Source organism: Pseudomonas sp. IT-P4 (assembly GCF_949767755.1).
In the GTDB taxonomy this organism is placed as follows: Bacteria; Pseudomonadota; Gammaproteobacteria; order Pseudomonadales; family Pseudomonadaceae; genus Aquipseudomonas; species Aquipseudomonas monachiensis.
Window position 1 is genome coordinate 63,959 of record NZ_CATKPX010000067.1, and the last position, 21,963, is coordinate 85,921.

Genomic DNA, 21,963 nt, shown 5'->3' on the forward strand with positions numbered 1-21,963 from the left:
CCCCATGGCGATCAACTTCGACCTCAATGACCTGCAGGCCTTCCGTGCCGTGGTCGAGCAGGGCAGCTTTCGCAAGGCAGCCGATACGGTGCGCATTTCCCAGCCAGCCTTGAGCCGGCGCATCGAAAAGCTTGAAGACGCCCTCGGCGTGCGGCTGTTCGAGCGCACCACGCGCAAGGTCAGCCTGACCCAGGCCGGACGGGGGTTCATGCCCAGCGTCGAGCGCCTGCTGGACGATCTGGACGTGGCATTGCTGGGCATCAGCGAAGTCGCTTCGACCCGGCTCGGCCATGTCACGGTTGCTTGCGTGCCCTCGGCGGCTTACTACTTCATGCCACGGGTGATCGCGCATTATCACCGGCAGTTTCCGCGGATCAAGGTCAAGGTGCTGGACTCCAGCGCCCACGACGTATTGAGCGCGGTGGTCAATGGCGAAGCGGATTTCGGCCTGAGCTTCATGGGCACGCTGGAAGCCGAAGTGGATTTCGAGCCCCTGGTGCAAGAAGGGTATGTCGTAGCGTGCCGGCGCGATCATCCACTGGCGGGGCGAAGCAGCGTCACCTGGGACGAGTTCTATCAGCAGGATTACATCTCGCTGGATAAAACCTCGGGCAACCGTTTTCTGCTGGATCAGGCGTTGACCGGCGTGGTGCCGCAGCGGCCGAGTATCTGCGAAACCCGTCACGTGACCACTATGATCGGTCTGGTGGAGGCCGGGTTGGGCGTGGCGGCGGTGCCGCTGATGGCGATGCCGGCAGCGGACCATCCGATCCTGACGCGGGTACCGTTGACCGAACCGCAGGTGATGCGCAGCGTCGGTCTGATCAAGCGCCGGGGTCGAACCCTGACCCCGGCGGCATTGGAGCTGGAACGGCTGGTGGTGGAAATGAAAGTCCTGCAGCCGTCGGTCAGCGACTGACCGAGTCCAGCCCGGTCGCTTTCACGTCCGGTTGAGCCTGGGCCGAGGCCATGTATTGCAGCAAGGCCTTGGCTTCGGCCGGGTGCCGGGCACCTACCGGGATGCCGGCGGCAAACCGGGTGACCGACTGCACCGACTCCGGAATCTTCGCCACGAAACTGACCCCCGGCACCGGCAACAATTCGCTGACCTGCTGGAAGCCCAGTTGATAGTCGCCAGTGGCAACCACCGAGCCCACGGGGACTTTCGGCACCATGGTCGACTTGGGCTTGAGCTGGTCCTCGATCCCCAGGCGCTTGAACAGTTGCTGCTCGATGTACACGCCGCTGGCGCTGTCGGAGTAGGCCACTGATTTAGCGTCAAGCAGGGTCTTTTTCAGGCCCTCGACGTTGCTGATATCCGGTTTCGATGCACCTTCGCGCACCACCAGGCCAATGCGTGAGTCCGCCAGTTCGACACGGGAAGCCGGATCGACCTTGCCCTGTTTGATCAAGTCGTCCAGTGCGTAGCCGACCATGATCACCACGTCGGCTTGCTCACCCCGGGCCAGGCGATTGGGAATCGCTTCCGGGGCCTTGCCCATGGAGGGACCGAGCGCGGTGTCGAGTGTGTTGCCGGTGGCGGCGGCGAACTTCGGGCCGAGGATCTTGTAGGCTGCCGTGAAGCCGCCGGAGGTCATCACACGGATCTCTTCAGCCTGGGCAATGCTGCTCAAGCCCAGGCTGGCCACCAATGCGAGGGCGGCAAGATTGAAGATTTTTTTCATGGTCATGTTCTCGATGAAGGGTCGGTTCACGACGCCACCGGTTGCAGATGATTCGAGGCGCGGCGATAGAGCATGAGCGTGGCGCACAGTGCGCAAAGTGCTGCAAAGCTCATCCAGTAACCCGGTGCCGCCTTGTCGCCGGTGTACTGGATCAGCAAGGTCGACATCGCCGGGGTGAACCCGCCGAACACGGCCGTGGCCAGGCTATAGGCAAGGGAGAAACCGGCCACCCGGACTTCCACGGGCATGATCTCCGTCAGCGCCGGGATCATCGCGCCGTTGTACAGGCCGTAGATGAACGACAGCCACAACAGCACCATTAGCATGTGGAGGAAGCTGGGCGCGTTCACCAGATAGGTCAGCACCGGGTAAGTGGTGGCGATGGCCAGCAGGGCCATGGCGATCAACACCGGGCGTCGACCGATGCGGTCCGAGAGTGCGCCGCCGATCGGCAGCCAGATGAAATTCGAAACGCCCACCAGCAATGTCACCAGCAACGCATCGGACGTGCTCAGGTGCAGCACGGTTTTACCGAAGGTCGGCGCGTACACCGTGATCAGGTAGAACGCGGTGGTGGTCAGGGCGACCATCATCATGCCCGCGAACACGGTCAGCCAGTTTTTCCCCAGGGTGCGGAACACTTCACCCATGCTCGGGCGGTGTTTGCGGTTGGCGAACTCTTCGGTTTCCTCCAGGTTGCGGCGCAGCAGGAAGATGAACGGCACGATCATGCAGCCGACGAAGAACGGAATCCGCCAGCCCCAATCGACAATCACACTCGGTGCCATCCACTGGTTCAAGGCGTAACCCAGGGCGGCGGCGACAATGATCGCCACCTGCTGGCTGCCCGACTGCCAACTGGTGAAAAAGCCCTTGTGGCCGGGTGTGGCGATCTCGGCGAGATACACCGATACGCCGCCCAGTTCCGCACCGGCGGAAAAGCCTTGCAGCAGCCGCCCGATCAGCACCAGGGCCGGGGCGAACAAACCTATGGTTTCGTAACCGGGCACCAGCACAATCAGGATGGTGCCGCTGGCCATGATCGACAGGGTCACGATCAACCCTTTGCGTCGACCCACATCATCGATATAGGCGCCCAGCACCACGGCGCCCAACGGACGCATCAAAAAGCCTGCACCGAACACGGCGAAGGTCATCATCAGAGAGGCGAATTCGCTGCTGGCCGGAAAGAACACGGCAGCGATCTGCGTGGCATAGAAGCCGAAAAGGAAGAAGTCGAACTGTTCGAGGAAGTTGCCCGAGGTGACCCGGAAAATGGCACTGGCGCGAGAGCGTCCGCGCGGGATTGAGGCTGTCATCGATAAGTACTCCACCGCTTTTATGACATGCGCTGCCTGGACGCGGCGCACGGTTCTTATTGGGGCGGATAGTGGAGCAGAGGCATCGATATGTTAATTGCATTGTTGGCATGCATTGATGCGCGAAGCGGATCAATGTATCGGTGGACTCGCTCGTGCAGTTACCGGTACAGGCACCCGTCGACGAAGTGCTATTCGCTATGTGCCCGCACCACGCTTTCGGTGCCCAGCCGATACTGATTGTTCCCACTGCGCTTGGCCTCATACATCGCCAGGTCGGCAATGTGCAGCAAGCGGTCAATGCTTGGTGCATGATCGGGGAACACGGCGACGCCGAGGCTGGTGCCGATGTGGCGCTGGTCGTTGCCGATGGTGACGGGCGGGGAGAGTTCGACGAAGATTTTCTGGCAGATGGTGCGCGCTTCGTCTTGCAGGCTTTTGCCTTGGGGCAGGCCCTGGAGGATGACCACGAATTCGTCGCCACCGATCCGGGCGACGGTGTCGGTGCCGCGCAGGATGCGCTTGAGCCGTGTGGCGGTCGTGACCAGCACGCGGTCGCCGGCGGCATGACCATAATGATCGTTGATGGCCTTGAAGCCATTGAGGTCGACAAATACCAGCGCCACCCGCGTGGCACTGGTGCGCGCGAGCTCCAGGGCTTCGGACAGGCGCTCTTCGAGCACCAGGCGATTGGGCAGGCCGGTCAAGGGGTCGTAATGGGCCAAGTGCTTGAGGTAGTTGGCCGAGGCCTTTTCTTCGGTGATGTCGCGCACCACGCCCATCATCTTGATTGTTTCGTCGTGGTCGTTCTTGACCACGTTGCCGGTTTCCCGCAGCCAGCGGATCGTTCCGTCGGGCCAGACCACGCGGTATTCCTCGTCATGGTTTTCGCCGGTTTCCAGGCAGCGCATTTCGCCGGCCCGAACCCTGGGCCGGTCGTCTGGATGAACGCAGGAGCAAAACAGTGCGTAGGAGGGTGTCACTTCGCCGATCTTGAAGCCGAACATGCCGAAAATCGCATCTGACCAATACAATCGGTCGGTGTCGACATCCCAGTCCCAGGTGCCGATGCGGGCAAAGTACTGGCTGCGTTTGAAGCGCTCGACATCGCCGTCCTGGTGGATGCTCTGGCCTTCGGAGAGGCGGGTGACGATGCTGCGATATTCGGCCAGTTGTTTTTGCAGCGAACGTTCGCGCCAGACCAGCGCGACGATCAGGGTAAGCGTCGTTGAACCAAGGATGACGCTGGTCCAGAGCAGGATCATTCGGGGATGGCCATCAGGGCGGTGAACCGTAGGGTAATTGTTGATTATTTTAGTTCAGCAAACAGCTTTAAACGTCGCGCGGGAGGTGGCAATGGTTGCCAATCAAGGGCAAATCTGGGAAAACGGCGCCCATCAGGCCCTTGAGGGCGAGAGAGCATACGAGTGAATTCAATGAAAGACGAGCTTCAGGTAATCGATCTTCAGGTGGGTGACGGAAAAGCCGCCGTAAAAGGCGCACTGATCACTACCCAGTACCGTGGCCGGCTGGAGGACGGCAGCGAATTCGACTCTTCCTACAGCCGGGGCAAACCCTTCCAGTGCGTGATCGGTACCGGGCGGGTCATCAAGGGTTGGGACCAGGGCATCATGGGCATGCAAGTCGGTGGCAAGCGCAAATTGCTGGTACCGGCGCACCTGGCCTATGGCGAACGCACCATGGGCAAGATCACGCCGAATTCGAACCTGATTTTCGAGATCGAGCTGCTGGAAGTGCTGACGCGGGATGATTGACTTGTAGTTGGCCAGCCAACTTGCCAGGTTCCGCTCTTTCGGCGAACATACGCGCCATATAGGGGTAGGGGGTATAGGTATGTCGCACATTCACGAACACAAGGATGACTTGATCAAGCGGGTCAGACGGATTGCCGGGCAGGTAGAAGCCGTGGAGCGAGCGCTTGAGTCCGACGCCGATTGTGCCAAGACCCTGCACCTGGTCGCCGCCATCCGGGGCGCGGTCAATGGTTTGCTGGAGCAGTTCATCGACGCTCATGCCCGCGAGCACGTGGCCCATCCGGACTTGAGCGATGAGGATCGCGCCCAGGGCGTGGAAGACTTGTTGCTGGCCATCCGTCGTTATGCCAAATAGAGGCCTGAATTCCATGAAACAGACACCCCAGGCTTCGCGTTTTGCCCATGACCATGTGTTTCTCGGCGCATCCCATGATGAAAACGCCCGACGCACCTTATGGGTGGTGGCGTTGACGTTTGTAATGATGATTGGCGAAATTGCCGCCGGTTACCTCACCGGTTCCATGGCGCTGCTGGCCGATGGTTTTCACATGGCCACCCATGCCGGGGCCTTGGGCATCGCGGCGGCGGCCTATGGATTCGCACGGCGCAATGCCAATAACGCGCGTTACAGCTTTGGCACAGGCAAGGTCGGGGATCTCGCCGGATTTGCCTCGGCCATGGTGCTGGGACTGGTGGCGATCGGCATTGCCGGTGAATCAGTCTATCGTCTGTTTCAACCAACGACCGTGGCATTCACCGAAGCGACGGTGATTGCAGTGGTGGGGCTGGCGGTGAACATCGCCAGTGCCTTTTTGCTGGCGGGCGGCCACGGTCATCATGGTCACGATCACGGACACAGCCATGAGCACGGCCATCATCACCATCACGACAACAACCTGCGCTCGGCTTATGTCCATGTGCTGGCCGATGCCTTGACGTCGGTGCTGGCGATTGCCGCATTGCTGGCCGGGCGCTATCTGGGGTGGGTGTGGCTGGACCCGGTGATGGGCATCGTGGGCGCCATCGTGATCGCGAAATGGGCCGTTGGATTGATGCGTGACAGCGCTGCGGTGTTGCTCGATGTCACGGATGAGCACGTTGCCGATGAAATCCGTGAACTGCTGGAGTCATCGGACGATGTGCGCATCAGCGATCTGCATGTCTGGCAGGTCGGCCCCCAGGCACGGGCCGCGATTGTCAGCGTTGTGGCCGCGGCCAATGTCAGTGCCGACACCATTCGCGAACGCCTGGCGCCGGTCCATGAACTGTCTCACCTGACCGTCGAATACCGCACGGCTTGAGCGGTTTTCGCTCAATCACTGAACAGCGCAATCCGTCCATTCGTGGATGGGCGGTATTGCCATTTCAGCTGCTCCAGTGCCGGCCCTATCGCCAGAAGCTGCTTGAGCGTGGCGCCGGCAATGCTCAACGCCAGGTGTTGCCCCGGACATTGATGGCGCCCCGCACCGAAGGTAAAGCTGCGCCGGTTCGGGCGCTCGAGCAGGAAGGTGTCGGGGTTGTCGTTGAGCTGCGGGTCGCGATTGGCCGAGGCCAGCAGCACCAGGATCACGTCGGTGGCGTTCAGCTTTACGCCATCAATTTCGCAGGGGGCGGCGACGAAGCGGCGGGTGTTCTGTACCGGCGGGTCGAAGCGCTGCACTTCGGCCAGCAGGTCTTCGACAGGGGGTGATTCGCTGCGCAGCGACGGGTGTTCAATCAATGTCAGCACGGCGTTGCCGATCAGCCCGGCAGTGGCCTCGAAGGTCTGGGAGAGCAGGCCTATCAGGTTGGCGATCAGGGTTTGCGGTGTGCCGGATGCGAAGCGCTGGCCGATACCTGCAAGCAATTGGCTGTGGTGGTGCGCATCGTCGAGCAATTCGATGAAGTAACCGCTCAATTGTTCGGCGGCAGCGTGGGCGGCGGTCAATTGTGCCGCGTTGCTCAAGGGCGACAGGCAGGCGACGAAATCCGCCGTCAGCTCGCTGATGGCGCGGCCCTGGGCCGGGGTGAACCCCAACAACGCCGCCACCACGCACACCGGTCCACGAAACATGGCATTGTACAGGCCAGCGGCATCCGCGGTGATCAATCGGGCGCCGACCAGGGCTTCGACTTCCCGCGCATCGATCAACTCCAGCCCCGGCGCAATCGCCGACCGTGGGCAACGTTGGCGCTCACCTTCATTCATGCGCATCAATTGGCCGAACACCTGGCCGGCCATGCCGTCGGCAATTGCCCTGGGGACTGGTTCGTGCGCGGGGCGAACGTGGCAATCGGGATGCGCCAGCACGGCGGCCACCGCCCGGGCGCTGCTGGCCACCCACAGGTTCAGCCCCGGATGAAAGGCCAGCCCACCTTCGGCACGCAATTGTGCGTAGTAGGAATAAGGATCGGCATGGGTTGCAGCGATGATCGGGTCCATGGGGCACAGCCTTTTGTTGTTGGAAAGTGTTGCTACTATCTCCAGTCCGAAAGGGCATTGATTCGTCCGGGAGCGAAATATGAGCGCAGAACAACACGACATCGGCGTCTCGCAGGTGGCGGCAGCCATCGCTGAGCCGGCACGGACGAAAATCCTCTGCTCGCTGATGGACGGCCACGCCCGCACCAGCACCGAACTGGCGGCGGTGGCCGAAGTCAGCGCGTCGACCGCCAGTGCCCACTTGGCCAAACTCAAGGAACTGGCACTGGTGCGGCTGCACGTTCAGGGACGTCACCGCTATTACAGCCTGGCGGACAAACGCGTGGCCCAGGCCCTGGAGGCACTGATGGTGATCGGCCAGAACAGCGCGCCAAGCTTCCAGGCGCGCACCCCGGATCGCCTGCAATTTGCCCGCACCTGCTACGACCACATGGCGGGAACCCTGGCCGTGCTGTTGCATGACCGGATGCTTGAAGCGGGCTGGCTTGAGGAAACCGACGAACAGGCCTATCGCTTGAGCGACAGCGGTACGGCAATGTTTCAAGGACTCGGGATCGAAGTGCAGGACTTGAGCACCTTGCGCCGTCGTTTTGCCTGCCCGTGCCTGGACTGGAGCATGCGCCGGCCGCATCTGGGCGGGTCGCTGGGGGCGGCGTTGCTGCAAACGGCGCTCAGGCGCAAGTGGGTGACCCAGGATCTGGACACTCGGGCATTGGCGTTGACGGCGTTGGGGCGCAGGGAGATGGCGGGGCGGTTCGGGGTTGAGTTGCGGTTGGATATTGAGGAGAAGAGCAAAAGATCGCAGCCTGCGGCAGCTCCTACAGGGGCTGCGAAATATCCATTGTAGGAGCTGCCGCAGGCTGCGATCTTTTTACGCTCATGAAAAAGCCCCCCATCGGTCACCCGATGGGGGGCTTTTGTGCGTCTGGCGTCAGGTCAAACCTTGACGATCCAGCCCGCTGGCGCTTCGATGTCGCCGGTTTGCACGCCGGTCAGCTCTTTGTAGAGCTTCTGGGTGACCGGGCCGACTTCGGTTTCGCTGTGGAACACGTGCAGGTGGTCGTTGTAGTCGATCCCGCCAATCGGCGTGATCACCGCAGCGGTACCGCAAGCACCGGCTTCCTTGAAGTCGGAGAGCTTGTCGATGAACACGTCGCCTTCGATCACTTCCAGGCCCAGACGGGTCTTGGCCAGCTCGATCAGCGACAGACGGGTGATACCCGGCAGTACCGATGGCGAGTTCGGGGTCACGAACTTGTTGTCGTGGGTGATCCCGAAGAAGTTGGCCGAACCGACTTCCTCGATCTTGGTGTGGGTCATCGGATCCAGGTAGATGGCGTCGGCGAAGTGGGCTTTCTTGGCCTTGGAGCCCGGCATCAGGCTGGCGGCGTAGTTGCCACCGACCTTGGCGGCTCCGGTGCCTTGTGGCGCGGCGCGGTCGTAGCTGGAAATCTGGAAGTTGTGCGGGGTCAGGCCGCCCTTGAAGTAGGCGCCGACCGGAATGCAGAAGATCGAGAAGATGAACTCGGGGGCGGTACGCACGCCGATGTTGTCACCCACGCCGATCACGAACGGGCGCAGGTACAGCGCGCCGCCGGTGCCGTACGGTGGAATGAAACGCTCGTTGGCACGCACCACTGCCTTGCAGGCTTCGATGAACTGCTCGGTTTCCACCTGCGGCATCAGCAGGCGGGCGCAGCTGCGCTGCATGCGCAGGGCGTTCTGGTCCGGGCGGAACAGGTTGATCGAGCCGTCCTTGCAACGATAGGCCTTCATGCCCTCGAAGCATTGCTGGCCATAGTGAAGGGCTGTGGAGCCTTCGCTGATGTGCAGCACGTTATCTTCGGTCAGGGTGCCTTTGTCCCACTCGCCATTGCGAAAGTACGACAGATAGCGCTTGTCGGTCTTGATGTAGTCAAAACCCAGCTTGTCCCAATTGATGCTTTCGTTACCCATGACACCCTCTATCACTGAACAACCGTCGAAACGGTTCAAGGCTTCTGACGTTTTTTGGATGGGGACAACAATACTTCATTCTTGGGCTAAATCGCAGCCCAGACGATAGGGGGAGAAGCAGATTTATTAGCCTGCTTATTAAACTTCCCGGTTCTTCGTCGAAAAGATCGCAGCCTGCGGCAGCTCCTACGGGATCGGTGGCCACCTGTAGGAGCTGCCGAAGGCTGCGATCTTTTGATCTTTACAGGTGCAACGCATGTCCCAGAGCGCGCAACGCCGCTTCCTGCACCGCTTCACCCAGGGTCGGGTGCGCATGGATGGTGCCGCCGATGTCTTCCAGCCGCGCGCCCATCTCCAGGCTTTGCGCGAACGCCGTGGACAACTCCGACACGCCGACGCCCACCGCTTGCCAGCCGACAATCACATGATTGTCCCGACGGGCGACCACCCGCACGAAGCCGCTTTTCGACTCCAGGGTCATCGCCCGGCCATTGGCGGCGAACGGGAAGCTCGACACGATGCAATCCAGGCCGGCGGCATTGGCCTCGTCCGGGGTCTTGCCGACCACCACCAGTTCCGGGTCGGTGAAGCACACGGCGGCGATGGCGGTCGGGTTGAACTCACGGGATTTACCGCTGATCAGCTCGGCGACCATCTCGCCCTGGGCCATGGCCCGGTGCGCGAGCATCGGTTCGCCGCTCAGGTCACCGATGGCATACACGTTGCGCATGCTGGTCTGGCAGCGGTGGTCGATCTTGATCGACGAACCGTTCATGTCCAGGTTCAGCGCTTCGAGGTTCCAGCCCTGGGTGTTCGGCTTGCGACCGACGGCCACCAGCACCTGATCGGTTTCCAGGTTCAGGGTCGCGCCGTTCGGGGCCAAAATCTGCAAGGTATTTTCTTTTGAATCAAAGCCTTGCACGCTATGCTTCAAGTAAAGCTTCACACCGAGTTTTCTCAGTTCGTCGTGCACCGGTTGGGTCAGTTCGGCATCGTAGGCCGGCAGGATGCGTTCCTGCGCTTCCACCACGCTGACCTCGGCGCCGAGCTTGCGATAGGCAATGCCCAGCTCCAGGCCGATGTAGCCACCGCCGACCACAATCAAGCGCTTGGGCACGGAGGTCGGCACCAGGGCTTCGGTGGACGAGATGATCGGTCCGCCAATCGGCAACATCGGCAGGTTCACGCTTTTCGAACCGGTGGCCAGCACCAGGTGCTCGCACTGGATGCGCGTGTCGCCGACATCCACGGTTTTACCGTCAACCACTTTGGCCCAGCCTTGGATGACCTGGACCTTGTTCTTTTTCAGCAGCGCGGCAACGCCGGTGGTCAGGCGATCGACGATGCCGTCTTTCCATTCGACGCTCTTGGTGATGTCCAGCGTCGGCGCGGAAACGCTGATGCCCAGGGGCGAAAGCTGATGGTGGTGCCGGGTCTGGTGAAACTGCTCGGCGACGTGAATCAGTGCCTTGGACGGAATGCAGCCGATGTTCAGGCAGGTGCCGCCCAGGGATTGGCCTTCTACCAGGATGGTCGGGATGCCCAACTGGCCGGCACGGATCGCTGTCACATAACCGCCGGGGCCGCCGCCGATGATCAGCAGCGTGGTGTTCAAAGTTTGCATGGTGCTCTCCAACAAAAATCAGTCCACAAACAAGGTAGCGGGTTGTTCGAGCAAGCCACGGATGGCCTGGATGAATAGCGCCGCGTCCATGCCGTCGACCACGCGGTGATCGAAGGAGCTGGAGAGGTTCATCATCTTGCGGATCACGATCTGGCCTTTGATCACCATTGGCCGCTCGACGATCTTGTTCACGCCGACGATCGCCACTTCCGGCAGGTTCAGCACCGGCGTGCTGACGATGCCGCCCAAGGCGCCAAGGCTGGTCAGGGTGATGGTCGAGCCGGACAGTTCATCGCGGCTGGCCTTGCCGTTGCGCGCAGCGTTGGCCAGGCGAGCGATTTCCGCCGCGCTGTCCCACAGGCTGCGAGCTTCGGCGTGACGTACCACCGGTACCATCAGGCCGACATCGCTCTGGGTCGCGACGCCCACATGCACCGCGCCGAGGCGGGTGATGACCTGGGCTTCGTCGTCGTAGCGAGCGTTCATTTGCGGGAAGTCGCGCAGGGCGACGACCATGGCGCGGACCAGGAACGGCAGCAAAGTCAGCTTGCCACGGGTCGCACCGTGTTTTTCATTGAGGTGCGCGCGCAGCTCTTCCACGGCGGTGACGTCGATTTCTTCGACATAACTGAAGTGGGCGGCACGCTGGGTGGCGTCCTGCATGCGCTGGGCGATCTTGCGGCGCATGCCGATCACCGGGATCTGCTGTTCATCGGTACGTTGGGCGTAAGCAGCCGCCACCGGTGCCGAAGCGTTCGACTGACCCTGGGTCAGGTAGGCGTCGAGGTCTTCATGCAGTACGCGGCCGGCGGGGCCGGTGCCACGCACCAGGCGCAATTGAATGCCGAGGTCCAGCGCATGCTTGCGCACGGCCGGGGAGGCCAGCGGACGCTCATCGGCTGCGCGAGCCACCATCGGGCCCTGGCAGACGGCAGCTTTCGGCGATGGGGCAGCGACCGGTTTGCTTTCAACCACGGTTTCAACTTTGGCTGCGGCCACCGGGGCTTCTTTAACAGGTGCCGGTTGCGCCGACTCCTTAACGTTGCCCGCGCCTTCGACTTCAATGCTGATCAGCACACTGCCGACCGCCATGACTTCGCCCGGCTGTCCGCCGAGGGCGATGACCTTGCCATGCACTGGCGACGGGATATCGACCATCGCCTTGTCGGTCATCACATCGGCCAGTACCTGATCTTCGACGACCATGTCGCCGACCTTGACGTGCCATACCGACAATTCAACTTCTGCAATGCCTTCACCAATGTCCGGCATTTTAATGACGTGCGTGCCCATTCAAACCTCCATGACCCGTTTCAACGCCGCGCCCACTCGGGACGGACCTGGGAAATACGCCCACTCTTGCGCGTGCGGGTAAGGGGTGTCCCAACCGGTGACGCGTTCGATCGGCGCTTCCAGGTGATGGAAGCAATGTTCCTGCACCAGCGACACCAGTTCGGCGCCGAAGCCGCAGGTGCGTGTGGCTTCGTGCACCACCACGCAACGGCCGGTCTTTTTCACCGACTTGACGATGGTTTCCAGGTCCAGCGGCCACAGGCTGCGCAGGTCGATGACTTCGGCGTCGACGCCGCTTTCTTCAGCAGCGACTTGCGACACGTACACGGTGGTGCCGTAGGTCAGCACGGTGACGTCCTTGCCCGGACGGGTGATCGCAGCGACGTCCAGCGGCACGGTGTAGTAGCCATCCGGCACTTGCGCGGCGGGGTGCTTCGACCACGGGGTTACCGGGCGGTCGTGATGGCCGTCGAACGGGCCGTTGTACAGGCGTTTTGGCTCGAGGAAGATCACCGGGTCATCGTTTTCGATGGAGGCAATCAAAAGGCCCTTGGCGTCGTACGGGTTGGACGGCATCACCGTGCGCAAACCGCAGACCTGGGTGAACATCGCCTCGATGCTCTGGCTGTGGGTCTGGCCGCCGTAGATGCCGCCGCCGCAAGGCATGCGCAGGGTCATCGGCGCGGTGAACTCGCCGGCCGAGCGATAACGCAGGCGGGCGGCTTCGGAAATGATCTGGTCGGAGGCCGGGTAGACGTAGTCGGCGAACTGGATCTCGGCCACCGGACGCAGGCCGTAGGCGCCCATGCCCACGGCGACACCGACGATGCCGCTTTCGGAGATCGGCGCGTCGAACACCCGGGAGGTGCCGTACTTGTTCTGCAGGCCTTCGGTGCAGCGGAACACTCCGCCGAAGTAGCCCACGTCCTGGCCGAAGACCACGACGTTGTCATCACGCTCAAGCATCACATCCATGGCCGAGCGCAGGGCCTGGATCATGGTCATGGTGGTCGTGGTCATGGCGGTTTCCAGCTCGATATTGTTGTTGTGATCGTTCATGTCAGATCCCCAACTCTTGGCGCTGGCGCTTCAAGTGCTCCGGCATCTCTTTGTAGACGTCTTCGAACATGGTCGCGGCGCTTGGAATCTGGCCGCCGGCGAGGGTGCCGTACTGTTCGGCTTCTTTCTGTGCGGCGATCACTTCGGCTTCCAGCTCGGCGCTGACCGCGGCGTGCTCCTCTTCGGACCAGTGACCGGTCTTGATCAGGTGCTGCTTGAGGCGTGCGATCGGATCACCCAGGGGGAAGTGGCTCCAGTCATCGGCGGGACGGTATTTCGACGGATCATCGGAGGTCGAGTGCGGGCCGGCGCGGTAGGTGACCCATTCGATCATGGTCGGGCCGAGGCCACGGCGCGCACGTTCGGCAGCCCAGGCCGAGGCGGCGTAGACCGCATAGAAATCGTTGCCGTCGACCCGCAGGGAGGCAATGCCGCAACCGACGCCGCGCCCGGCGAAGGTGGTCGCTTCACCACCGGCAATCGCCTGGAAGGTGGAGATCGCCCACTGGTTGTTGACCACGTTGAGGATCACCGGCGCGCGGTACACGTGGGCGAAGGTCAGGGCGGTGTGGAAGTCCGACTCGGCGGTGGCGCCGTCGCCGATCCAGGCCGAGGCGATTTTGGTGTCGCCCTTGATCGCCGAGGCCATGCCCCAGCCCACGCCCTGGATGAACTGGGTGGCGAGGTTGCCGGAGATGGTGAAGAAACCGGACTCCTTGACCGAGTACATGATTGGCAACTGACGTCCCTTGAGCGGATCGCGCTCGTTGGACAGCAGCTGGCAGATCAGGCCGACCAGCGGCACGTCGCGGGCCATCAGGATGCTTTGCTGGCGGTAGGTCGGGAAACACATGTCGTCGATGTTCAGGGCCAGGGCCTGGGCGCTGCCGATGGCTTCTTCGCCAAGGCTCTGCATGTAGAACGACATCTTTTTCTGACGCTGGGCGACCACCATGCGGTTGTCGTAGATGCGGGTCTTGAGCATGGCACGCATGCCCTTGCGCAGGATCTCGCTAGAGACGCCTTCGGCCCAGGGACCGAGGGCATTGCCCTGGTCGTCGAGCACGCGAATCAGGCCACGGGCCAAGTCAGCCGTGTCAGCCGGTTCAACGTCGATTTGGGGTTTGCGCACCGTGCCGGCATCGGTCAGATGCAGGTAGGAGAAGTCGGTTTTACAGCCGGGACGGCCCGAGGGTTCGGGGACGTGCAGGCGCAGCGGTTCATACGCTTGGGTCATGGCTTCTACGCTCGATCTTGTGAATTTCTTGTAGTGAGCTGACAGATTTCGTTCGGTAGAAGAAATCTTGTCCTACAACAATCATAGGCCCGCCGAAGAAGAATATTTCTCTCTGTTTCGTTGCGCTGAAGATCATTTGCAGATAAAAAACCTGCATAAACATAAAAAACAGGTGTTTTTATCTCATGCGCAAACTGGACCGTACCGATATCGGCATTCTCAACAGCCTTCAGGAGAACGCGCGCATCACCAACGCCGACCTGGCGCGTTCGGTGAACCTGTCGCCGACGCCGTGTTTCAACCGGGTCAAGGCCATGGAAGAACTGGGGGTGATTCGCGAGCAAGTGACGCTGCTGGACGCCGACCTGCTGGGGCTGCATGTGAACGTGTTCATTCACGTCAGCCTGGAGAAACAGGTGGAGGAGGCGTTGCAGCATTTCGAAGAGGCGATTTCCGATCGTCCCGAGGTGATGGAGTGCTACCTGATGGCAGGCGACCCGGACTATCTGATCCGGGTGCTGGTGCCGACCATTCAGTCGCTGGAGCGTTTCATGATGGACTTTCTGACCAAGGTGCCGGGGGTAGCGAACATCCGTTCGAGCTTTGCGCTCAAGCAAGTGCGGTACAAGACCGCGCTGCCGTTACCGGCCAATGGGTTGACGCTGGATAAATAAGGATTGGCGGTGTCACTGCTTTTACTGACGCAATAAGTCACAGCTGTACAACGCCGTTCTACAGTTTGAGCTTGTATTTGTGTGGTGCGGTTTTCTTTATGTTTTGCTCTCCACTATTGATTAACTAGAGTGAAACATAATGAAGCCTGTATTAGATAAAATTGCTTTGGCCTACTCGCTGGACGTCAATCCAGATGATTTGGATGATTACGGAAATATAAAAGAATATGTTCCTCCTGTTTTTGAGCCCTTTGTCGAGGACATGGGTGGAACTGATTTGATGGATATCCAGGCCGCTCTGGACGGAGGGCCGGGTCCATCTGCCCTGGAGAGCGATATTGGAATTACCGCCGGTTGGTGCCCGAATGGGAGTTGGAGTGGCGGGATATGCAAACCCTTCAATAACATTCGTAACCACTGGATGCGCGCTTACGGTGTTGTCAGCAACTTGCCGATTCATATGGCGATTCTCCCCGGCACTCACAATTCAGCTTTCGATAAACAAGCAAAGCATGTCCCTAGTCTGGAGGTATGTCAGGACGTCGCGCCCTACCATCAATTGACTGCCGGTATTCGAGTGCTGGATCTCAGGGTTCAACATTATTCGGGACTATTGGTTGGTGATCCACGGCGTTATTCGATTTTTCATTCGACAAACAACGGGCGAACGGTCCAGGGCGATGTTCTCGATGCTGTGCGCATGTTTCGTCAAAACTCTGAAGGGGACACTAAACGCGAGATCGTGATTCTGAATTTTCATCAGTTCAGGAATTTTACGGCCGCAGCCCATCGTGAACTAGCTGGAATAATAAAGTCCTATTTGGGCGAATCGATCATATCGCCTGTGTATCGAGATCTGACGGTGTCGCAAATATGGGCGTTGCCAAACTATAAAAATGTCGTCATTTCATACAACGCCGATCCCAGGGATGCGCTTTTTTGGAACGCCGTCAATCAACGCTGGATAGGCTCGAATACACCGTCGGATGGTGAGCTAAAAGCGTTTATTGACCGGGTCGGCAATGAAACCAAACCCTTTGGTGAGTTGCGGGCAATTCAAGCCCATCGCATGACTTTTCCATTCGACGGCGCCAAAGATATTTCGGGCTCGTTGATGTCATGGTTTGCTGCCGGCTCCGCCAGCCATCCGATCATGAAGTACTACATCATCAATTGCGATTGGTCGTTACGGCATCGCCTGGTGGACAACATCATCTTTTCCAACCAGTTCCGCAGCCGAGCGTTGGGCATTCCTGATGTTGTACAGGCCAGCCCGACGAGCATTGGCGTTCAAGGCATGCCAAGCGCCCGGCATATGATCTTGCAGATCGATGACGCGCACTGGACTGAAACAGTGGCGCTGCCGCCGATTCTTGATGAAGAGCCACACCGGTTGCTGGTTTGCTCGGATGCGGACGCCGAATGTGAGCTGGATCTGCGTGGCAGTGATGTTCCGCTGCCTGGCGTCCGTCTATCGAAGGGGGAGGTGGTTGCCCTGGTGTGTCTTGATGGCTCGCGCCAATGGGCGTTGCAGGTGCGCGAATGCTCGCCGAATGAGCACGGACATGTGATTGCGGCGCCTTGCGACGGCGAGAAATTTATTCGCTATACATTGTCGGTCGGCAATTACGCGCCGTTGGTGTACTTGCCGGCGGAAGCTCCCGCCAACAGTGTGGTGCTGATCGTGTGCGATGCACTCTATACCACCCGAATCGGCCACTCCCAGGGCACGGATGAACTTGAACATGTCATCTCTGCCGGTCAGGTTCTCGCGTTTACCTACAGCACGGCGTCCCGGCAGTGGCACAAGCAGGAGGTGCTGCCCGGCAGTCACAACTGATTGATCGGAATCTTCAAGTAAGTCACACCATTGTCTTCCGCGGGCGGCAAGTTCCCCGCCCGCACATTCACCTGGATCGCCGGCAGCAACAGTGTCGGCATCCCCAACCCCGCATCGCGCCGGGTGCGCATTTGCACAAAGGCCTTTTCGTCGATGCCGTCTCGCACGTGGATATTGCTTTTGCGCTGTTCACCCACGGTAGTCATGCATTGGGACACGCGACCCTCGGGCGGATAGTCGTGGCACACGTAGAGGCGCACGCTGGCGGGGAAGGCCAGCAGTTTCCGGATCGAGGCAAACATCTGGTTGGCATTGCCACCGGGGAAGTCACATCGGGCAGAGCCGACGTCGGGCATGAACATCGTATCGCCCACCAGAATCACATCACCGTCGATCAGGTAAGCCATGTCCGCCGGGGTATGGCCAGGCACGTGCAGGGCGGTCGCCTTGAGGTTGCCGATCATGAACGATTCGTCGGGGGCGAACAGGTGGTCGAACTGGGAACCGTCGACGTGAAAGGAAGGCTCCAGATTGAACAGCGCCTTGAACACGTCCTGGACCTTGCTGATCGATTCGCCAATGGCGATTTTGCCGCCAAGCTCCCTGCGCAGATACGGCGCGGCGGACAGGTGATCGGCATGGGCGTGGGTTTCCAGCAGCCATTGCACTTGCAAGTGGCGGGCGCGAACGAAGGCGATGATCCTGTCGGCCTGGGTGGTCGCGGTACGCCCGGAGGCCCCGTCGTAGTCGAGCACCGGGTCGACAATCGCACACTGCCCGCCATCAGCCTCGTAGACCACGTAGCTGTAGGTCGAGGAGGCGGGGTCGAGGAAAGCTTCAATCAGCGCGGGCATGGACACGAACCTGTGCAGGGGTAAAAAAGTCGGACGACGGAAAGTCAGCCATGGGTTGCAACACTTTATGTAAAGACATAATGTTCGCAGCTTAAGTGACGTTGAAGGCATCCTGCAAATGCAATCCAGTCTGACCGAATGTGAAGTCGCCCAACTGCGCGCATCGGCCTCCAAGGCCTGTGCGCTGCTCAAGGCCCTGGCCAATGAGGATCGCCTGTTGATCCTGTGCCAGCTGACCCAGGGCGAACGCAACGTAGGCGAACTGGAAAAAATGACCGGCGTACGCCAACCGACCCTGTCCCAGCAATTGGGGATCCTGCGCGATGAAGGACTGGTCGCGACCCGTCGTGAAGGCAAGTACATTTTTTACGGTCTCGCCAGCCACGAAGTGATCCAGGTGATGAAAACCCTCTCCGGGCTTTATTGCGGGGCGGTGTTTAAAAGCTGGGTTCAGCCCTGATGCCAGCCAACTCAACATAACCCTGTGGGAGCGGGCTTGCTCGCGAAGGCGGTGTGTCAGCCAACGTTTATGTCTACTGACACAATGCTTTCGCGAGCAAGTCGAATCGTCGCACCGCCGCTCCCACATTGGTTTTGTGTATTGACTAGAAAAATCCTTGCGTGCAGCAAAAGGAACAAGCAATGAACGATCAACACTGGGGCCCATCCATCAGTGCAGATATCGTGGTCATCGGCGGCGGCACCGCAGGCATCGGCCTGGTCGCCAGCCTGCTCAAGCGTAGCCCGCAGCTGAACATCACCGTGATCGAACCCGACTCCCGGCACTACTATCAACCGGCCTGGACGCTGGTCGGCGGCGGTGCCTACAACGTGGAAAACACCGTGCGGCCGATGGCGTCGGTGATGCCACGCGGGGCCCATTGGCTGCAGGCTGCCGTGACGGGCATCGATCCCGACAAGTGCCAACTCACCCTCGGTGACGGGCGCACGGTCAGCTATCAAAACCTGGTGGTCTGCCCCGGCCTGCGCCTGGCCTGGGAGAAAATCGAAGGCCTGGAGGGCACCCTCGGCCAGCATGGTGTGACCTCCAATTACAGCTATCGCCACGCGACCTACACCTGGGACCAGGTGCGGAAATTGCGCGGCGGCAAGGTGCTGTTCACCCAGCCGGGCATGCCGATCAAGTGTGCCGGCGCGCCACAAAAGGCGCTGTACCTGTCCTGCGATCACTGGAACAAGACCGGTGTGCTGAACAACATCGAGGTCGAGTTCAATCTTGCCGGCGCGGCGCTGTTCGGAGTGCCGACCTTTGTCCCGCCGCTGATGAAATACATCGAGAAGTACAAAGCCCGGTTGGCGTTCAACTCGAATCTGGTCAAGGTCGACGGCCCGGCGAAAACCGCGTGGTTCGACGTCAGGGATGCCGATGGCAGTGTCACCCGCCAGGCAAAGACCTTTGACCTGCTGCATGTCGTTCCGCCTCAGGTGGCCCCGGATTTTGTCGCCCGCAGCCCGTTGGCCGACAGCGCTGGCTGGTGCGAGGTCGATCCCCACAGCTTGCAGCATCCGCGTTATCCCGGCGTCTTTGCGCTGGGTGATATCTGCGGCACCACCAATGCAAAAACCGCCGCGGCGGCGCGCAAGCAGATCGTGGTGGTGGCCGAAAACCTGTTGGCCTGGCGCAAGCAACAGCCGCTGCCGCTGAAGTACGACGGCTATGGCTCCTGTCCGCTGACGGTGGAGAAGGGCAAGGTGATCCTTGCCGAGTTCGGGTACGCGGGCAAGTTGCTGCCGACCTTTCCCCTTGACCCGACGACCCCGCGCCGCTCGGCGTGGTGGCTGAAGGCGACACTGCTGCCGTGGTTCTACTGGAACGGCATGCTCAAGGGCCGCGAGTGGCTGACACGTGTGACCAAGGTCGACTGAGAACTCCCTATGTTGCTGGCAAGTCTGTTTGGTGTAGTGATGGGGTTGGTGCTCGGCTTGACTGGCGCCGGCGGCGGAATCCTTGCGGTCCCGGCCCTGGTGTTGGGGTTGGGCTGGAGCATGACCCAGGCCGCTCCGGTGGCGTTGTTCGCGGTGGGCAGTGCGGCCGCGGTCGGCGCCATCGACGGCTTGCGCCATGGCCTGGTGCGTTATCGCGCGGCGCTGCTGATCGCCGCGCTCGGTGCGGTGTTTTCGCCGGTGGGCATCTACTTTGCCCATCAGTTGCCGGAAAAAATCCTGATGATCCTGTTCAGCCTGCTGATGGTCGTTGTGGCCGGGCGGATGTTGCGCCGCGAGCGCAAGGATGCGGGCCCCAGCGATCACGGTCAGGCCAACTGGGGCCAGAAGAACTGCATGCTCGATCAACAGACCGGGCGCTTTTCCTGGACCGCCAAATGCACCGCGACCCTCGCCGCGCTCGGGGCCGTGACTGGCGTGGTCTCGGGATTGCTGGGGGTGGGCGGTGGCTTTCTGATCGTCCCGGCCTTCAAGCAACTGACCGATGTGCAGATGCGCGGGATCGTTGCCACGTCGCTGATGGTGATCAGCCTGATTTCGGCGATCGGCGTGATCGGCGCCTTCCATGCCGGGGTGCGCATCGATGGTTTGGGCATCGCCTTCATCGTCTCCAGCATCGTTGGCATGATCATCGGCCGCAAGCTCTGCGCCCGGGTGCCGGCGCGGGCGTTGCAAGTCGGTTTCGCCAGCATCTGCGTCGTGGTCGCCGCCTACATGCTGTTTCGGGCCAACGCCTAGCCGGTATCGGTTCCTGTGGACGCCACCGGGGTCCACAGGCCTACATCCTAAGTGGCGAGCCTCGCCGACCGGCGGTCTTACGCCATGGTGCTCACGCACCGCCGGCCCATCCAAAGCAGCTGCAAACCAGCCCCAAGGCAGCGTATGGCGCCGCTCGTCAGGTTTCGATAATCGCCTCCGACACTCAGTCCCCGTTTCGGAGCGCGCCATGCACAACAATAAGAACGTCACGCATCGTTTTCTGCCTGCCTTTATCGCCAGCCTGTCTGCCCTTGGCCTGAGCCAGGTGGCCGAGGCAGACATCATGCTGTACGACAAGGACCAGACCACGTTCTCCACCGACGGCTACATCAACGCCTTCTACGTGAACAGCGATGTCGACCGCGCCGGCGATCAGTTCGACCGTCGACAGGCGCGGGTCAAGATGGGCTTTTTGCCCAACTACCTGGGGTTCAACATGGGCAAGCAGGTAGACGACCTCAAGCTCGGTGCCCGTGCCTCGTTCTGGGTCACCATCAACGACAGCGAAACCAACGGCACCGACACCGCCATCGATGTGCGGCAGTTCTTCGGCACCGTGGCCAACCCGGAATGGGGCGAAGTGCTGATCGGCAAGGACTTCGGCCTGTTCGCCCGTTCCAACATCCTGCTCGACGAAATGCTTGCCGGTTATGGTCAGGTCAGCGATACGTTGGGGCTGGTGGATGGCGGCGGGGTGTCGTTCGGCAACATCGGCACCGGTTACCCGTATCCGTTCCCGACCTCGCAGATCACCTATCGCACCCCAGTGATGGACGGTCTGCGCGTGGCGGTCGGCATCATGGACCCGGTGGACACCAACGACAGCAGCCCGACGGGCAAGGCCTACCAGGAAAACCCGCGTACCGAGAGTGAAGTCACCTATCAGTTCGACCTGGCCGGGGCCAAGATCTACAGCTGGGTCAACGGCAGCTACCAGACCTCGGACAACACCGATTCCACGGTCGATACCGTCACCTCCAAGGGTGTCGGTTATGGCGTGCAGGCGAAGATGGGCGGCTTGTCCCTCACCGGATCCGGCTTCCAGGCCAAGGGCATCAACCCGTTTTTCACCAACAATGCCGGCGAGCCGACCCTGCGCAACGTCGACAGCGACGGCTACCTGATGCAGGGTTCCTACAAGCTGGGCAAGAACCGCCTGGCGTTGTCCTACGGCAAGACCAATGACGATGGCAATGGCGTGGTCGGCAGCGGCGCGGACTACGAGACTCGCGGTATCGCTTTGTTCCATGACGTGAACGACAACCTCAAGCTGGTGGCCGAGTACAACCAATTCGAAATCAACGGCCACGACACCGACGAGCAGAACGAAGACACCGACACCTTCGCAGTGGGTGCGGTGCTGACCTGGTAACCCCGGGAGGTGGCCCTGGCCGTGCGCATCGCGGCCAGGGTCGCCACCCGTCTCATCCCATCGAAGCGGCTACCCGCTACCCAAGTAGCATTCGTCGCACCCCACGGACTTCGTACACTCGTGCCTCAT

At 60.8% G+C, this 21,963-nt stretch carries 21 protein-coding genes; 11 read left to right on the plus strand and 10 right to left on the minus strand.

Translation table 11 applies throughout. The annotated features are described in order from the left end of the window. Positions 1-4: 4 nt before the first annotated feature. The gene (locus ACM6IT_RS23470) at positions 5-919 is read left to right on the plus strand and encodes a LysR family transcriptional regulator (protein ID WP_414918781.1); all 915 of its coding nucleotides are present in this window, start codon (positions 5-7) and stop codon (positions 917-919) included. Here ACM6IT_RS23470 and ACM6IT_RS23475 read toward each other — a convergent pair. The 3 genes from ACM6IT_RS23475 to ACM6IT_RS23485 all read right to left on the minus strand — a co-directional run bounded on the left by ACM6IT_RS23475 (position 909) and on the right by ACM6IT_RS23485 (position 4,269). Then, positions 909-1,685, minus strand: coding sequence for a substrate-binding domain-containing protein (locus ACM6IT_RS23475; protein WP_414918873.1), 777 nt, complete (start codon positions 1,683-1,685; stop codon positions 909-911). The genes ACM6IT_RS23470 and ACM6IT_RS23475 overlap by 11 nt on opposite strands. A 26-nt stretch (positions 1,686-1,711) precedes the next feature. Further along, positions 1,712-3,004, minus strand: coding sequence for an MFS transporter (locus tag ACM6IT_RS23480; RefSeq protein WP_056727841.1), 1,293 nt, complete (start codon positions 3,002-3,004; stop codon positions 1,712-1,714). Positions 3,005-3,195: 191 nt separating this feature from the next. After that, a complete protein-coding gene (locus tag ACM6IT_RS23485) occupies positions 3,196-4,269 on the minus strand; it encodes a diguanylate cyclase domain-containing protein (RefSeq protein ID WP_414913684.1) in 1,074 nt (357 codons plus the stop codon). A gap of 171 nt (positions 4,270-4,440) precedes the next feature. On the opposite strand from ACM6IT_RS23485, the gene ACM6IT_RS23490 reads away from it, so the two are divergent. From ACM6IT_RS23490 to dmeF, 3 genes are all read left to right on the plus strand, one after another. Beyond that, positions 4,441-4,779 (plus strand): FKBP-type peptidyl-prolyl cis-trans isomerase, encoded by a 339-nt coding sequence (locus tag ACM6IT_RS23490; RefSeq protein WP_414918782.1) that lies wholly within the window; start codon positions 4,441-4,443, stop codon positions 4,777-4,779. 79 nt (positions 4,780-4,858) lie between these two features. Then, entirely contained in the window at positions 4,859-5,134 is a 276-nt protein-coding gene (locus ACM6IT_RS23495) for a metal/formaldehyde-sensitive transcriptional repressor (RefSeq protein WP_008052742.1), read from the plus strand. A 13-nt stretch (positions 5,135-5,147) separates the two neighbouring features. Then, entirely contained in the window at positions 5,148-6,080 is a 933-nt protein-coding gene (gene dmeF, locus ACM6IT_RS23500) for a CDF family Co(II)/Ni(II) efflux transporter DmeF (protein ID WP_414913685.1), read from the plus strand. A gap of 11 nt (positions 6,081-6,091) precedes the next feature. On the opposite strand, the gene ACM6IT_RS23505 is transcribed toward dmeF, so the two are convergent. After that, entirely contained in the window at positions 6,092-7,201 is a 1,110-nt protein-coding gene (locus ACM6IT_RS23505) for a cytochrome P450 (RefSeq protein WP_414918783.1), read from the minus strand. Positions 7,202-7,280: 79 nt separating this feature from the next. On the opposite strand from ACM6IT_RS23505, the gene ACM6IT_RS23510 reads away from it, so the two are divergent. Next, entirely contained in the window at positions 7,281-8,048 is a 768-nt protein-coding gene (locus tag ACM6IT_RS23510; RefSeq protein WP_414918784.1) for an ArsR/SmtB family transcription factor, read from the plus strand. 89 nt (positions 8,049-8,137) lie between these two features. Here ACM6IT_RS23510 and ACM6IT_RS23515 read toward each other — a convergent pair whose 3' ends face one another. The 5 genes from ACM6IT_RS23515 to ACM6IT_RS23535 form a co-directional block, all read right to left on the minus strand. Continuing rightward, complete coding sequence (locus ACM6IT_RS23515; protein WP_008052737.1) at positions 8,138-9,157, minus strand: branched-chain amino acid aminotransferase; 1,020 nt, start codon at positions 9,155-9,157, stop codon at positions 8,138-8,140. Between the two features lie 241 nt (positions 9,158-9,398). Further along, the gene (gene lpdA / locus ACM6IT_RS23520) at positions 9,399-10,781 is read right to left on the minus strand and encodes a dihydrolipoyl dehydrogenase (RefSeq protein WP_414913688.1); all 1,383 of its coding nucleotides are present in this window, start codon (positions 10,779-10,781) and stop codon (positions 9,399-9,401) included. 18 nt (positions 10,782-10,799) lie between these two features. Then, positions 10,800-12,074: a dihydrolipoamide acetyltransferase family protein gene (locus ACM6IT_RS23525; RefSeq protein ID WP_414918785.1), complete on the minus strand. Its 1,275-nt coding sequence runs from the start codon at positions 12,072-12,074 to the stop codon at positions 10,800-10,802. After that, positions 12,075-13,133: an alpha-ketoacid dehydrogenase subunit beta gene (locus ACM6IT_RS23530; protein ID WP_015095444.1), complete on the minus strand. Its 1,059-nt coding sequence runs from the start codon at positions 13,131-13,133 to the stop codon at positions 12,075-12,077. A 1-nt stretch (position 13,134) separates the two neighbouring features. Continuing rightward, complete coding sequence (locus ACM6IT_RS23535; RefSeq protein WP_056727828.1) at positions 13,135-14,370, minus strand: 3-methyl-2-oxobutanoate dehydrogenase (2-methylpropanoyl-transferring) subunit alpha; 1,236 nt, start codon at positions 14,368-14,370, stop codon at positions 13,135-13,137. A 185-nt stretch (positions 14,371-14,555) separates the two neighbouring features. On the opposite strand from ACM6IT_RS23535, the gene bkdR reads away from it, so the two are divergent. Both bkdR and ACM6IT_RS23545 read left to right on the plus strand, forming a co-directional pair. Then, positions 14,556-15,044: a Bkd operon transcriptional regulator BkdR gene (gene bkdR, locus ACM6IT_RS23540; protein ID WP_046037311.1), complete on the plus strand. Its 489-nt coding sequence runs from the start codon at positions 14,556-14,558 to the stop codon at positions 15,042-15,044. Positions 15,045-15,183: 139 nt separating this feature from the next. Next, on the plus strand, positions 15,184-16,884 hold the full coding sequence (locus tag ACM6IT_RS23545; RefSeq protein WP_414918786.1) for a hypothetical protein: 1,701 nt from the start codon (positions 15,184-15,186) through the stop codon (positions 16,882-16,884). On the opposite strand, the gene ACM6IT_RS23550 is transcribed toward ACM6IT_RS23545, so the two are convergent. Further along, positions 16,875-17,738: an MBL fold metallo-hydrolase gene (locus ACM6IT_RS23550; RefSeq protein ID WP_056727821.1), complete on the minus strand. Its 864-nt coding sequence runs from the start codon at positions 17,736-17,738 to the stop codon at positions 16,875-16,877. The two genes, ACM6IT_RS23545 and ACM6IT_RS23550, sit on opposite strands and share 10 nt — an antisense overlap. A gap of 118 nt (positions 17,739-17,856) precedes the next feature. Between ACM6IT_RS23550 and ACM6IT_RS23555 the strand changes: the two genes are divergently transcribed. From ACM6IT_RS23555 to ACM6IT_RS23570, 4 genes are all read left to right on the plus strand, one after another. Continuing rightward, positions 17,857-18,198 carry an ArsR/SmtB family transcription factor gene (locus ACM6IT_RS23555; RefSeq protein WP_056727818.1) on the plus strand — a complete coding sequence of 114 codons (342 nt, stop codon included), beginning with the start codon at positions 17,857-17,859 and terminating at the stop codon, positions 18,196-18,198. 182 nt (positions 18,199-18,380) lie between these two features. After that, on the plus strand, positions 18,381-19,625 hold the full coding sequence (locus ACM6IT_RS23560; protein WP_414918787.1) for an FAD/NAD(P)-binding oxidoreductase: 1,245 nt from the start codon (positions 18,381-18,383) through the stop codon (positions 19,623-19,625). Positions 19,626-19,634: 9 nt separating this feature from the next. Next, positions 19,635-20,441, plus strand: coding sequence for a sulfite exporter TauE/SafE family protein (locus tag ACM6IT_RS23565; protein ID WP_056727814.1), 807 nt, complete (start codon positions 19,635-19,637; stop codon positions 20,439-20,441). 208 nt (positions 20,442-20,649) lie between these two features. Continuing rightward, positions 20,650-21,834 (plus strand): porin, encoded by a 1,185-nt coding sequence (locus ACM6IT_RS23570; protein WP_223542606.1) that lies wholly within the window; start codon positions 20,650-20,652, stop codon positions 21,832-21,834. Positions 21,835-21,963 lie beyond the last annotated feature (129 nt).